This is a genomic window from [Pseudomonas] carboxydohydrogena, from assembly GCF_029030725.1.
GTDB classification, from domain to species: Bacteria; Pseudomonadota; Alphaproteobacteria; order Rhizobiales; family Xanthobacteraceae; genus Afipia; species Afipia carboxydohydrogena.
In genome coordinates, this window is the sequence record NZ_CP113162.1 from 230,114 (window position 1) to 243,759 (window position 13,646).

13 protein-coding genes are annotated in these 13,646 nt (G+C 64.7%); 3 read left to right on the top strand and 10 right to left on the bottom strand.

Going from position 1 to position 13,646, the window contains the following annotated elements; genetic code table 11:
• Positions 1–114 precede the first annotated feature (114 nt).
• Entirely contained in the window at positions 115–801 is a 687-nt protein-coding gene (locus AFIC_RS01060) for a response regulator transcription factor (RefSeq protein WP_275247353.1), read from the top strand.
• Between the two features lie 62 nt (positions 802–863).
• Entirely contained in the window at positions 864–1,304 is a 441-nt protein-coding gene (locus AFIC_RS01065; protein ID WP_275247354.1) for a cyclic nucleotide-binding domain-containing protein, read from the top strand.
• A gap of 21 nt (positions 1,305–1,325) precedes the next feature.
• On the opposite strand, the gene AFIC_RS01070 is transcribed toward AFIC_RS01065, so the two are convergent.
• The 9 genes from AFIC_RS01070 to tesB all read right to left on the bottom strand — a co-directional run bounded on the left by AFIC_RS01070 (position 1,326) and on the right by tesB (position 12,028).
• Entirely contained in the window at positions 1,326–2,141 is an 816-nt protein-coding gene (locus tag AFIC_RS01070; protein ID WP_275247355.1) for an exodeoxyribonuclease III, read from the bottom strand.
• Positions 2,142–2,220: 79 nt separating this feature from the next.
• The gene (locus AFIC_RS01075; RefSeq protein WP_275247356.1) at positions 2,221–3,051 is read right to left on the bottom strand and encodes an outer membrane lipoprotein carrier protein LolA; all 831 of its coding nucleotides are present in this window, start codon (positions 3,049–3,051) and stop codon (positions 2,221–2,223) included.
• 110 nt (positions 3,052–3,161) lie between these two features.
• Positions 3,162–5,615, bottom strand: coding sequence for a DNA translocase FtsK 4TM domain-containing protein (locus AFIC_RS01080; protein WP_275247357.1), 2,454 nt, complete (start codon positions 5,613–5,615; stop codon positions 3,162–3,164).
• Between the two features lie 9 nt (positions 5,616–5,624).
• Positions 5,625–6,857, bottom strand: a complete 1,233-nt coding sequence (locus tag AFIC_RS01085) for an aminotransferase class I/II-fold pyridoxal phosphate-dependent enzyme (protein WP_275247358.1) — start codon at positions 6,855–6,857, stop codon at positions 5,625–5,627.
• A gap of 257 nt (positions 6,858–7,114) precedes the next feature.
• Entirely contained in the window at positions 7,115–8,590 is a 1,476-nt protein-coding gene (locus tag AFIC_RS01090) for an ammonium transporter (protein ID WP_275247359.1), read from the bottom strand.
• Between the two features lie 40 nt (positions 8,591–8,630).
• Positions 8,631–8,969 (bottom strand): P-II family nitrogen regulator, encoded by a 339-nt coding sequence (locus AFIC_RS01095; protein ID WP_275247360.1) that lies wholly within the window; start codon positions 8,967–8,969, stop codon positions 8,631–8,633.
• A 360-nt stretch (positions 8,970–9,329) separates the two neighbouring features.
• Positions 9,330–10,643, bottom strand: coding sequence for an ammonium transporter (locus AFIC_RS01100; RefSeq protein ID WP_275247361.1), 1,314 nt, complete (start codon positions 10,641–10,643; stop codon positions 9,330–9,332).
• Between the two features lie 44 nt (positions 10,644–10,687).
• Positions 10,688–11,026 (bottom strand): P-II family nitrogen regulator, encoded by a 339-nt coding sequence (locus AFIC_RS01105; protein ID WP_275247362.1) that lies wholly within the window; start codon positions 11,024–11,026, stop codon positions 10,688–10,690.
• A gap of 117 nt (positions 11,027–11,143) precedes the next feature.
• Positions 11,144–12,028: an acyl-CoA thioesterase II gene (tesB, locus tag AFIC_RS01110; RefSeq protein ID WP_275247363.1), complete on the bottom strand. Its 885-nt coding sequence runs from the start codon at positions 12,026–12,028 to the stop codon at positions 11,144–11,146.
• Positions 12,029–12,182: 154 nt separating this feature from the next.
• On the opposite strand from tesB, the gene AFIC_RS01115 reads away from it, so the two are divergent.
• On the top strand, positions 12,183–13,415 hold the full coding sequence (locus AFIC_RS01115) for a ubiquinone biosynthesis hydroxylase (RefSeq protein ID WP_275247364.1): 1,233 nt from the start codon (positions 12,183–12,185) through the stop codon (positions 13,413–13,415).
• Positions 13,416–13,418: 3 nt separating this feature from the next.
• Here AFIC_RS01115 and AFIC_RS01120 read toward each other — a convergent pair whose 3' ends face one another.
• Positions 13,419–13,622, bottom strand: coding sequence for a Trm112 family protein (locus AFIC_RS01120; RefSeq protein ID WP_275247365.1), 204 nt, complete (start codon positions 13,620–13,622; stop codon positions 13,419–13,421).
• Positions 13,623–13,646 lie beyond the last annotated feature (24 nt).

A 13,646-nucleotide genomic window follows, 5' to 3' on the forward strand; every position in this document is an offset into this window, starting at 1 on the left:
CCGAACTCCTATCTTGCGTCGCGGATGCCAAATGCTATCCCGGACATTGTTTTGCCCCGGTTCAGCGTCTTTGGTCGAGCTTCTTATTTTCAATAGTCTCAAAGGATTGAATGTATGCCCACCGCTCGCAAGATCCTGATCGTGGACGATGACAACGATCTGCGCGAGGCGCTGATGGAGCAGCTCGCGCTGCATGAGGAATTCGAGCCGACTGCCGCCGACACCGGCGCGAAGGGCGCGCATGCGGCGAAGACCGAAGCGCCCGACCTCGTGCTGATGGATGTCGGCCTGCCCGACACCGACGGGCGCGAAGTGGTGCGCGGCTTGCGCAAGAGCGGCTTCAAGGCGCCGATCATCATGCTAACTGGGCACGACGGCGAGTCCGACACCATTCTCGGGCTGGAATCCGGTGCGAACGATTACGTCGCGAAGCCCTTCCGTTTTGCCGTGCTGCTCGCGCGAATCCGCGCGCAATTGCGCCAGCACGAGGCGAGCGAGGATGCGGTTTTCACGGTCGGGCCCTACAGCTTCCGCCCCGGCTCGAAGATGCTCACCGGCGCCAACGCCAAGAAGGTACGGCTGACCGAAAAGGAGACCGCGATCCTGCGCTTTCTCTACCGCGCCGGCCAGCAGCCGGTGACGCGCGAGACGCTGTTGCAGGAAGTGTGGGGTTACAATTCCGGCGTCACCACGCACACGCTGGAAACCCATATCTACCGGCTGCGCCAGAAGATCGAGAAGGACGCCGCCAATCCCGAAATCCTGGTGACAGAGTCCGGCGGCTACAAACTTGTCCCCTGATCTGTGGCATAGCATGATGCGGGGTTCGCATCGCGGCCCCGCAGGCCACAGTCCAGGACCTCATGTCGATTGAAGACGATATAGCTCTGCTTGCCCGCGTGCCGGCGCTGAACCTGCTCGGCATGTCCGCCTTGCAGGTGCTGGCGATCGGCGCGGAGCAGCGCGACTACGGCTATGGCGACGTGCTGTTCCATCAGAACGATATCGCCGACGCGGGCTATGTCGTGCGGCGCGGCTCGTTCCGTGTCGCCGCCGAGGACGGCCCCGATATGGTGGTGGGCGTCGGCGAACTGATCGGCGAGCTGGCGCTGATCGTCGACATGCGCCGTCCCGCGACCGCGACCGCGCTGGAGCATTCCACGGTGGTGCGTGTCTCGCGCACGCTATACCAGCGCGTGCTGGAAAGTCATCCCGAGGCGGCGCGGCGGATTCGCGACGATCTCGCCGCGCGCACCAACGCGGCGGCGACCGCGATCGCGCGTTTGACCTCGAAGCTGGTGTGATCTGTCGACGCGCGGCGTGCGCTAAATATCCAGCACCGCCGTCACCGGCACATGGTCCGAGGGCCGTTCCCAGCTTCGCGCATCACGCAGGATCTTATAGTCGCTGACCTTGTCGCCGAGCGCGGGCGAGACCCAGATGTGGTCGAGCCTGCGGCCGCGATTGCCAACGGTCCAGTCGGCGGCGCGATAGCTCCACCAGGTGTAGACCTTCTCGTCCATCGGAATGCGCTGGCGCGCGATGTCGATCCAGTTACCCTGCGATTGCACGGCGAGAAGTTTCTCGCATTCCACCGGCGTGTGCGAGACGACGTTGAGAAGCTGCTTGTGCGACCATACGTCATGCTCGTGCGGCGCGACGTTGAGATCGCCGACGAGGACATGATGCGCATTCTCGCCGGGATGCAGCGGCGCGCAATCGCGCATCTCGTCAAGGAACGAGAGCTTGTGCTCGAATTTCGGATTGGCGGCAGGGTCGGGAATGTCGCCGCCCGCGGGCACATAGAAATTGTGCAGCACCAGCGGCGCGGCGAGACCCGCGCTTTCGCCGAACGCGACCGAGATGTGGCGTGAATCGACCTTGCCGCAGAACGTGCGCACGTCTTTCGAGAGGAACGGCCGCTTCGAGACGATGGCGACGCCGTGATAGCCCTTCTGTCCGTTCAGCGCGATGTGCTCGTAGCCGAGCCGCTGAAACCGCTTCAGCGGAAAGGCGTCGTCGATGCACTTGGTTTCCTGCAGGCACAGCACATCTGGCCGCCGGCTTTTCAGAAACCTGGCGACCAGATCGATGCGCAGACGAACGGAATTGATATTCCAGGTGGTGAGCGTGAAGGGCATAAGCGCGATGTGCGAGGGCGAGGCGGGCCTTATCGCACAGGCGGATCGGGATGTCTAAAGCCGTGCCGGGCCTGCCGCCTCAGTTCGAGCCGCCCTGATAATTCGTGTAGTCGATCTTGAACAGCGCCGGGTCGAGCTTCCTGGTGGTGTCGAGATTATAGACAGCGACGGTGGTGTCGTAGCCCTGCGGGTCGGTCACGGTCCACTGCTTGAGCTTGCCGTCCTTGGCGCCGGTCATCAGCGTCAGGCGGCTGGTGCCGGTCACCGCCTGTTTTTCCTCGATGGTGATGCTGACATAGAGATCGTCGGCGCTGATGCTGGTGACGTTGGTGTCGCGCAAGAGATCGAGCTTCGAGGCGAGCAGGTAGCGTAACGGCGTCTGCGACAGGGGATACACGTCCTGCGTCGCGAGGCGGCGGTCGCGCACGATCACGCTGGTGCCGTCGGCGACGAGCGCGATTGGCGAAGGATCGTCATATTCGAAGCGGATCTTGCCGGGCTTCAGCAAATAGAAATTGCCGGTGGTGCGGCTGCCATCGGGACCGACCTGAACGAAATTCCCCGACAGGTTTTGCAGCGACGACAGATAGGCGCTGACCTTGTCGGCCAGCGCGCGCTGGTTGGCGTCGAATGCCTGCACCTTGGGCGCCGGACTGTCGCCGCCGAACAGCTTCTTCAGCGTCGGCATGATCGGATTCGGCATCGGCTCGGATGCCGGCTGCCGCGGCGCGTTGCCTGGCGCGACCGGCGGAGCAGGTGCCGCCGGTTCGGATGCCGCGACCTGCATATCGCGCGATTTCGGCGCGGGACGCGGCAGCGGCACGGCATAGGTTTGCGCGACGGACGCGGCCACGAAAACGATGGCGAGTGCTGCGCTCTGCCAGTTCGCGAAAACGGAAGTGCCGGGCATGGGAGGAAGGCCGTTCTGGTGTTTCAAGGAAAGCCCTGCTGGACGGTGGAGATCGATTGCTTATTTAGCGGCGAGTGATGGCGTTTTCACGGCCCATGGCCCCGCCGTGCTCAAAAACCTTCCTCCTCGGGCACCAGAATCTCACGTTTTCCGGCGTGATTGGCCTGCCCCACGATGCCGGCGTCCTCCATCCGCTCCATCAGCGTCGCGGCCTTGTTGTAGCCGATCTGCAACCTGCGCTGGATGTAGCTGGTGGATGCCTTGCGGTCGCGTTTGACGATGGCGACCGCCTGCGCGAACAGATCGCCCTCGCCGCCGCCACCCATGCTGGTGTTGTCGAACACCGCGTTGCCGTCCTCGTCAACCTCCTCCTCGGCGGTGACCGCTTCGAGATATTCCGGCACGCCCTGCGTCTTGAGGTGACGCACGATCTTTTCGACTTCCTCATCCGACACGAAGGGGCCGTGCACGCGGCTGATGCGTCCGCCGCCCGCCATGTAGAGCATGTCACCCTGGCCAAGCAGTTGCTCCGCGCCCATTTCGCCGAGCAGCACGCGGCTGTCGATCTTTGAGGTGACCTGGAAGGAGATGCGCGTGGGGAAGTTCGCCTTGATGGTGCCGGTGATGACGTCCACCGAGGGACGCTGCGTCGCGAGGATGACGTGCAGACCGGCGGCGCGCGCCATCTGCGCGAGACGCTGCACCGCGCCTTCGATGTCCTTGCCCGCGACCATCATCAGGTCGGCCATCTCGTCCACGATGATGACGATATAGGGCAGCGGATCGAGGTCGAGTTTTTCCTCCTCGTAGATCGCCTTGCCGGTTTCCTTGTCGAAGCCGGTCTGGACGGTGCGCGTCAGCTCCTCGCCCTTGGCGCGCGCTTCGGCGAGGCGGGCATTGTAGCCGTCGATGTTGCGCACGCCGAGCTTGGCCATGTTCTTGTAGCGCTGCTCCATCTCGCGCACGGCCCATTTCAGCGCGACGACGGCTTTCTTCGGATCGGTCACGACCGGCGTCAGCAGATGCGGGATGCCGTCATACACAGAGAGTTCGAGCATCTTCGGATCGACCATGATCAGGCGGCACTGGTCCGGCCGCAGCCGGTAGACCAGCGACAGGATCATGGTGTTGATGCCGACCGATTTGCCCGAACCGGTGGTGCCCGCGATCAAGAGATGCGGCATGCGCGCGAGATCGGCGATGACCGGATCGCCGCCGATGGTCTTGCCGAGGCACAGCGGCAGTTTCGCGGTGCTGCCGGTGGCTTCCTTGGAGGTCAGAAGTTCGCGCAGATAGACCGTCTCGCGCTTGGCGTTCGGCAGCTCGATGCCGATGGCGTTGCGCCCCGACACGACCGCGACGCGCGCGGAGACCGCGCTCATCGAACGCGCGATGTCGTCGGACAGGCCGATCACGCGCGACGACTTGATGCCCGGCGCGGGTTCGAGTTCGTACAGCGTCACCACCGGCCCCGGACTGGCCTTCACGATCTCGCCACGCACGCCGAAATCCTGCAACACGCCTTCGAGTGAACGGGAATTTTCCTCAAGCTCATCCTTGCTCAGGGTGAAGCGGTCGGAGGCCTTCGGCGTCGCCAGCACGGAGATCGGCGGCAGCACGAAAGCGGACGATTTGCGCGAGGCGGATTTGGATGTCTTCGCCGCGCGCTTGCGCGGAGCGGGCTCCTCCTCCTCTTCGTCCTCCCCCTCTTCCTCGTAGTCCTCCTCTTCGTCTTCTTCGACGTCCTTCGGCACCAGCGAGGGGCTGGAACGGCCGCGCAAGTTTGGTTCGGTGCGCTCGAAGGAGTGGCCGCGCGGGGATTCGCTGCGACCGACCGCGAGCGAGAACAGCGCCTTCAGGGCGCGGCCGATCCGCGCCCTGGTGCTGATCGCGGCATGCAGGATAAAGCCCAGCGAGAACAGGCCGGGTGCTGACTCTTCCTCGAATGCTTCCTCGTCGTCCTCGATGGCGGATATTTCATCCTCGGGATCGGCTTCCTTCGCGCCGTAACCGCCCGCGATCGCGCAGGTGACGATGACGCCGATGCCGAGCAGCACGCCGAAGCACAGCCGGTACAGAATGCCGGGCGGCCCGAATATCACGGCGGGCACGCGCACGATGGCATCGCCGACCACGCCGCCAAGCCCGGTCGGCAGCGGCCATGACATGCTGTGCGGCCAGCAACTTGCGAAGCCCGAGGCCAGCACCGCGCACATGATCCAGCAGCCGATCCGCACAGCCTCGCGGTCGAACGGACGATGGGTGAGAAGCCGCCAGCCCCACACCGCGACCGGCAGCACGAACATGATGGTGCCGAGGCCGAGAATCTGCATCAGGAGGTCGGAGCCGATCGCGCCGGGCCAGCCGATCAGGTTGCGGATCTTGCCGGAGGTGGCGTGGCTCAGGCTCGGGTCCTGCACCGACCATGTCATCAGCGCGGCGGCGACGATGCCCGCGAACACGATCACCGCAAGGCCGATCAGTTCGCGCAGACGCCGCATCAGCATCTCGCGGATGGGGTCGGAGAGTTGTCCGACCAGAGGAACGACGCGTTCGATTGCCATATCCCGCCCTCAACCCCGCGGTTCGTGATCGTTCAACACAGCCACCATGCGCGTGAGCGCCTCTTTGGTGGCGTCGGCCGGCTGCACCAGAGCGACGCGGATATAGCCCGCGCCGGGATTGGAGCCGTCGGCGCCGGGACGCGCGAGATAGCTGCCGGGCAGCACCCGCACGCCGCCGTCCCGGAAAAGCCGGATCGCGGCCTGCTCGTCGCCGCCATGCGCGGAAACGTCGAGCCAGGCACAGAAACCGCCCGCCGGGCGGCGATAACCGAAGCGCGTGCCGAGGATGGCGTCGGCGTGATCGAATTTCAGCCCGTAGAGGCGGCGGTTTTCATCGACATGCGCTTCGTCGCCATAGGCGGCGATGCCGACATGCTGCAACGGCACCGGCACCTGAGGCGCCGCGACGTTGCGCCATTCATGGAAGCGGCGGATGAATGCCTTGTCGCCCGCGACGAAGCCGACGCGCAGGCCCGGCAGGTTCGAGCGTTTCGACAGCGACTGGAAGGCGACGACGTTCTTGAAATCAGTACCCGCGTTTTCGAGAATGCTGCCCGGCGGCGTGCGGGTGTAGATCTCCGAATAGCATTCGTCGCTCAGCACCATGAAGCCGTGACGCTGCGCGAGTTCGGCCAACCGCGCGAAGTAGGCGGGCGTTGCGACCGAACCTTGCGGGTTCGCGGGCGAGGCGAGATAGAACGCTACCGTGCGCGACAAGAGCTTGTCGCCGAGCGCATCGAGGTCGGGCAGGAAGCCGTTGTCGCGCGTCGCGGGCAGGAACACCGGCTCGCAGCCCGCGCCGCGCGCGCCTGCTGCGTAAGCCGGATAGAACGGGTTCGGCATCAGGATCGCGGGCGTACCGTTGCGCTTGCCGACATAGGCGGCCGCGGCGATTGCGGCATGAAACAGTCCCTCGCGGCTGCCGTTCAGCGGCAGGATCTCGCTCTCGGGGTCGACCGCGCGCGGCAGCTGGTAGCGCCGCGACAGCCACGCGGCGGCGGCGGCGCGGAAGGCGGGAATGCCGTTGGAAGCCGGATAGCGGCCGAAATCGGCGAGGCTTTGCATCAGCGTCTCGCCGACAAAGGACGGCATCGGATGCTGCGGTTCGCCGAGCGACAGGTTGATGAGCTTTTGGCCGGGCTGATAGGGCGCGAGCAGCTCCGTCAGCCGGGCAAACGGCGAGCGTTCGCCGGCCGCGGGCGCGGCGGCGGTCTCCGGGCGCAAGGATGCAGACGAGACCATTACGAAAAGCCCAGCACTTTCAATCAGTCAGCCATCACCAATGGATCAGGAAATGGATCGTCCCACCATAGCGGCGCTGAGGTTAAGACGCGATTAACCATCGGGCGCCGCTGCGATTTTAAGCCCTCCGGGAAAGGCGGCCGGAAGGCGCCCGGACTGCGGTTAAAAAGAGAGAGGGCCCCGGCTTTGAAACCGGAGCCCTCCACGGTCGGGGCGTTGCCGGGAAACAGGCCCCGACCGGATTTTGTGACGTGCGCTTACATGTTGTAGGCGCGCTCGCCGTGGTCGGTGATGTCGAGACCTTCGCGCTCGGCATCGACCGGCACCCGCAGGCCGACGATCAGATCGACGATCTTGTAGAGGATCGCCGAACCGATACCCGACCACAGCAGCGTGGCGATCACCGCCTTGCCCTGCGCCATCATCTGCGTGACGAGGTCGTACGTGCCCGCGTTGTTGCCGGTGATGTTGGTGTAGTCGGTGATGCCGACGCCGCCGAGCGCGGGGTTGACGAGGATGCCGGTCATCAGCGCGCCGAAGATGCCGCCGATGCAGTGCACGCCGAACACGTCGAGCGCATCGTCATAGCCGAGTGCGTTCTTCACCGTGGAGACGAAGAACAGGCAGATCGGCGAGACGAGCAGACCGAGCACCAGCGCGCCGATCGGGCCGCAGAAGCCCGCAGCCGGCGTCACCGCGACAAGGCCCGCGACCGCGCCCGAACAGATGCCGAGCAGCGAGGGCTTGCCCTTCGCCATCCATTCCATCATCAGCCAGGAGAACGCGGCGCCCGCGGTCGCGACCATGGTGTTGACGAAGGCGAGTGCCGCGCCGCCGTTGGCCTCGAGGTTCGAACCCGCGTTGAAGCCGAACCAGCCGACCCACAGCAGCGAGGCGCCGATCATGGTCATGGTCAGCGAGTGCGGAGCCATGATCTCTTTTCCGTAACCGACACGCTTGCCGATCATCAGCGCGCCGACAAGGCCCGCGATGCCGGCGTTGATGTGCACCACGGTGCCGCCCGCGAAGTCGAGCGCGCCCGCGCCCGCGAGCCAGCCGACGCCGCCGGTGAGTTCATCGAGTTTCGCCTGCGCCGCAGCCTTTGCCGCGGCATCTGTTGCCGCCGCAACCGCCTTGGCGGCCGCCGCGATGTCGTCGGGCGCCGCGACGTACCAGACCCAGTGCGCCAGCGGGAAGTAGATGATGCTCACCCACAGGAACACGAACAGCATCGCCGCCGAGAACTTGATGCGTTCGGCGAACGCGCCGACGATCAGCGCGGGCGTGATCATCGCGAACGTCATCTGGAACACCATGTAGGCGTATTCCGGAATCACGACGCCGTTGGAGAAGGTGCCGACGGTGGAGTTCGCATCGATGCCCGCGAGGAACGCCTTCGACAGGCCGCCGACATAGTTGGTCAGGCTGCCGCCATCGGTGAAGGCGAGCGAGTAACCGTAAAGCGTCCAGATGATGCCGACCATCGCGACGATGGCGAACACCTGCGTGAGGATCGACAGCATGTTCTTGGCGCGCACGAGGCCGCCGTAGAACAGGGCAAGGCCGGGGATCGACATCATCAGCACGAGCAGCGAGCTGACGAGCATCCAGGCGGTATCGCCCTTGTTGGGAACGGGCGCGTCGGCGGCAAAGGCTATGCCGGTGCATCCGATCACGGCGATTGCTGCGATCAGTGCGGCCGATCCCAGACGTGCGGGACGGTGAAAACTCATGGTGGAGACTCCTGATTGAATGGGATGAAAGGCGTGGAGATCAGAGGGCTGCGTCATCGGCTTCGCCGGTGCGGATGCGCACCGCGTGTTCGAGGCCGGTGACGAAAATCTTGCCGTCGCCGATCTGGCCGGTCTTGGCGGCAGAGGTGATGGCCTCGATGGTGCGGTCGACCTGGGCATCGGCGACCGCGACCTCGATCTTGATCTTGGGCAGGAAACTCACGGCGTATTCGGCGCCGCGATAGATTTCGGTGTGGCCCTTCTGGCGGCCATACCCCTTCACTTCCGTGACCGTGAGGCCATGAACGCCGATGGCGGTCAGGGCATCGCGGACCTCTTCCAGCTTGAACGGCTTGATGACAGCCATCACGATCTTCATGTCTGTTCCCCGCTTGGCCCGGCGTGCCGGGCGCTTTCGATCGGGACTCACCGCGCGAAGAAGGACACTTCGCGGGCACCCGCCGGAACATGACGAATCAAAAGCTGTGCCAGAGCGCGCCTGCGCGCTATCGCTTTGGAAAATCAGATGATTTTGTCGGGGTGCAAGGCGAGGGAACGGCACCGCACAATCAGCCGCTCAAAACAGCGACAGTGAAGCCTGCAAAATAGGCAGGACAGAAATCCGCCGCAAAGCTGCACAGACGGCGGGCAGCGGGTTACGACATTCTTAAAAAAGCCGCCCCGCAGCCAAGGATGGTCCGGAGGGAGCCGTGGGCTCAGGAAAAGTGGCCTTGGAAAATTACTGCAACGCTTCGCCGTGCTGGGTGATGTCGAGGCCCTCGACCTCGTGCTCGTGCGAGACCCGGACCGGCACCCGCGTGTCGATCAGCTTCAAGAGCACCCAGGTCGAGCCGCCGGACCAGACGATGGTGACAACGACGCCGACGATCTGCGCCAGCAGGAGATGCGGGTTGCCTTCCAGCAATCCCGGAACGCCGCCGATCGCCTGCGTGGCGAACACGCCGGTCAGGAGCGTGCCGATCAGTCCGCCGATGCCGTGAATGCCGAACACGTCGAGCGTATCGTCGTATTTGTAACGATGCTTGAGGCTGGTGCAGGCCCAGTAGCACACGCCGCCCGCGATCAATCCGATCAGGATGCCTTCGCCGGGCGTGACGAAGCCCGACGCGGGCGTGATGGTGCCAAGCCCCGCGACCGCGCCGGAGATCATGCCGAGCACGGAGGGCTTGCGGCGCTTGATCCACTCGATCGCGCTCCATGTCAGCGCGCCCGCGCAGGCGGCGAGATGGGTCGAGAGGATCGCCATCACCGCGCGCGAATTCGCCTGCAATGCCGAACCGCCGTTGAAGCCGAACCAGCCGACCCACAACAGTCCGGTGCCGATCACCGCGAGCGACAGATCGTGAGGCGCGAGATTCTCGGAGCCATAGCCGCGGCGGCTGCCGAGCATGATGGCCGCGACAAGACCGGCGCTGCCCGCGCTCAGATGAATGACGAGGCCGCCCGCGAAATCCAGCACGCCGAGCTGGCCGAGAAAGCCGCCGCCCCAGATCCAGTGCGCCAGCGGAATATAGGCGATGGTGAACCAGCCGGCGCAGAACAGCATGTAGGACGAGAAGCGCATCCGGTCGGCGACCGAGCCCGCGATCAGCGCAACCGCGATCACGCCGAACGTCATCTGGTAGAGCACGAACAGCGATTCAGGAATAGTTTTGGCGAGCGGGTTGATGCTGTCCATCGTCATGCCCGAGAGCATGAAGCGTTGCAGCGTGCCGAGGCCGCTACCGCCGCCGACGAAGGTCAGGCTGTAGCCGTAGGCGACCCACAGGATCGAAATCGCAGCGACCGCGCCGAGGCTTTGCGCCATCGTCGCCAGCACGTTCTTCTTGCGCACCATGCCCGCATAGAACAGTGCAAGGCCGGGCACCGTCATCATCAGCACGAAGGCGGTGGCGACGATCATCCAGGCGGTATCGCTGGTGTTGATTCCGGTCCCGCCGCTTTGCGCGAAAGCGGGGCTTGCCAGTGCGGAAAGGATCAGCGCGCCAAAGCCGGTTGCGGCGGTGCGGTTACGAAGCCAAGAAATCGTCATGGGAAGGTTCCGGCAGTCGTTTGAAATGAAGCAGGGCGGGCGGTCTAGAGGGCGTCGGCGTCGGTTTCGCCGGTCCGGATGCGTACCGCGTTTTCGATGGGCGTCACGAACACTTTGCCGTCACCGATCTGTCCGGTGCGCGCGCTGCCGGTGATGATCTCGACCGTCTTGTCGGCGAGCTCGCTGGTGACCGCGACTTCGATCCTCAGCTTGGGCAGGAAATGCACGGCGTATTCGGCACCGCGATAAATCTCGGTGTGGCCTTTCTGGCGGCCGTATCCCTTCACCTCGGTGACGGTCATCCCGTGGATGCCGATGTTGGTGAGGGCCTGACGCACCTCGTCGAGCTTGAATGGCTTGATGATCGCGGTCACGAGCTTCATGGGCACGCCGGTCCTTCTGCTGCAAGCGGTTCCGCGTCTTTACAAAAGCGCGCGGACCTGTGCCATCGAATTCATCGGCCGTCCGAAGATCGGGTGATTAAAAAAAGGGCAGTCGGCTCAGCCGGCCGGTTTCGGCCGCCGCACCCTGATTGAGCCTTCCTGCGCCACGGAGGCGACCAGCGTGCCGTCGGCCCGGAAGATCTCGCCGCGAGAGAAGCCGAGCCCTTCACGGGCGTTCGGGCTGTCCTGGGAATAGAGCAGCCATTCGTCGGCGCGGAAGGGGCGGTGAAACCACAGCGCATGGTCGAGGCTTGCGGCGGTGATGCCGTTCTCGAACACGGTGCGGCCGTAACATGCCAGCGCGGCGTCGAGCAGCGAGAAGTCGGACGCATAGGCCAGCGCGCACATGTGCAGGGCCGGATCGTCCGGCAGCCGCTTTGCCGCCTTCAGCCAGATGGTGACATGGCCATCGTCGATTGTCTCGCCGACATATCGTTTCAGATTGGTCGGGCGCAGTTCGAACGGCATCTCGGCCTCGAAAAAGCGGCGGATGAAGTTCGGCATCTCGCTACGCTGCTTTTCATCGAGCAGTTTGTGCAGATCGAGCGTTCTCACGTCATCCGGCGATGGCACCGGCGGCATCAAAGCCTGATGCTCGAAGATGCTGTCCTCGTGCACATGGAACGAGGCGATCATGGAAAAGATTTCGGCGCCCTTCTGCGAGGCGATGACGCGGCGGGTGGAAAAGCTGCCGCCGTCGCGCAGCCGCGCCACGTCATACTCGATCGGAACGGCGGGATCGCCGGGCAGGATGAAATAGGCATGCAGCGAATGCGGCAGCCGTCCCTCTACCGTGCGGCAGGCCGCGACCAGCGACTGGCCGACGACCTGACCGCCGAACACGCGCTGCCAGCCGCTTTGCGGGCTGAAGCCGCGGAATCTGTCGTTCCCCAGCGTCTCAAGATCGAGAATCGAGATCAGGTCGGCAAGGGAAGCGGGCATGGCGTGACCTTTTGCGCGCGTCCGGCGCGGATGACGGTGCCGCGGAGGTATCCGCAGGGAAGGCAACAGACTATAAACACGCTATAAAACGCTCAAGGCCGGGCTCCGCAAGCGGTCTCGCGCGTTGATGTAACGGCAATTGGTGAAAAGAGTGATGGCGAAACCGCAGGGCACACACCAGGGCATCGTGATTGGCGGCGGCGGGCTGGCCGGGCTGTCGCTCGCGCTCGCATTGCGTCAGGGACTGGGACCGGAGATTCCAGTGATCGTCGCGGACCCGGCTTTCGCCGTGCGGCCGAGCCGCGATCAACGCGCCTCCGCCATCGTTGCGGCATGCCGCCGCCTGTTCGAGGCGCTCGGTGTGTGGGGCGAGGTCGCGCCGACCGCGCAACCGATCCTCGACATGGTCGTGACGGATTCGAAATTGCGCGATGCGACGCGGCCGGCGTTTCTCACTTTTTCAGGAGAAGTCGCGGGCGGCGAGCCGTTCGCGCACATGGTCGAGAACCGTCACCTGATCGATGCGCTGACCAATCACGCCGAGGCGGGCGGCGTCGAACTGCGCAGCGATACCGTGGCCGCGTATGAGGCGAACGACGACGGCGTGCAGGTCGTGTTCGGTGGCGGCGACATCGTTTCGGCGCGGCTATTGGCGGCGGCCGACGGCGCGCGCTCGAAACTGCGCCAGCGCGCCGGCATCGCCACCCATGGCTGGGATTACGATCAGTCCGCCATCGTCGTCACGGTCGGGCACGAGCGCGAGCACGAAGGCCGCGCCGAAGAACATTTTCTCCCGGCGGGTCCGTTCGCGATTTTGCCGCTCACCGGCAGGCGCTCGTCACTGGTCTGGACCGAGCAGCCGAAAGAGGCCGCGCGGATCGTCGCGCTCGGCGCGGATGAGTTCAAGGCGGAGCTTGAGACGCGCTTCGGCCTGCATCTCGGCGAATTGGAAGTGCTCGACAGACCGCGCACGTTTCCGCTCGGCTATTTCGTGGCGCGATCGTTCATCGCGGATCGTCTGGCGCTGGTCGGCGACGCCGCGCACGTCATCCATCCCATCGCGGGACAGGGCCTCAATATGGGGCTGAAGGATGTCGCCGCATTGGCGGAAGTCGTGGTCGATGCGGCGCGGCTCGGCACCGATTTCGGCGGCGCCGCCGTGCTGGAAAACTATCAGCGCTGGCGGCGGTTCGACACCATGGCGATGGGGTTTGCGACCAATGTCCTGAACGGGATGTTCTCGAACGATTTCGCGCCGCTGCGCGCGGTGCGCGATATCGGGCTTGGGCTCGTCGATCGGATGCCGCCGCTGAAAAACGCGTTCATTCGTCAGGCGGCGGGCCTCACCGGCGACGTGCCGCGCCTGCTGCGCGGCGAGGCGTTGTGAGGATCAGTCGATCTTCCGTGCTTCTTCCGGCAGCATGATCGGAATGCCGTCGCGGATCGGATAAGCGAGCTTCGCGCCGCGCGAAATCAGTTCCTGCTTCGCGGCGTCGTATTCCAGCACGCCCTTCGTCACCGGGCACACCAGAATTTCCAGCAGCTTGGAGTCGACGGGATCGGAATCGCTCGCGGGCGGAATGTTGGTCGTCATGTTCGGTCCATCACATCAAACGAA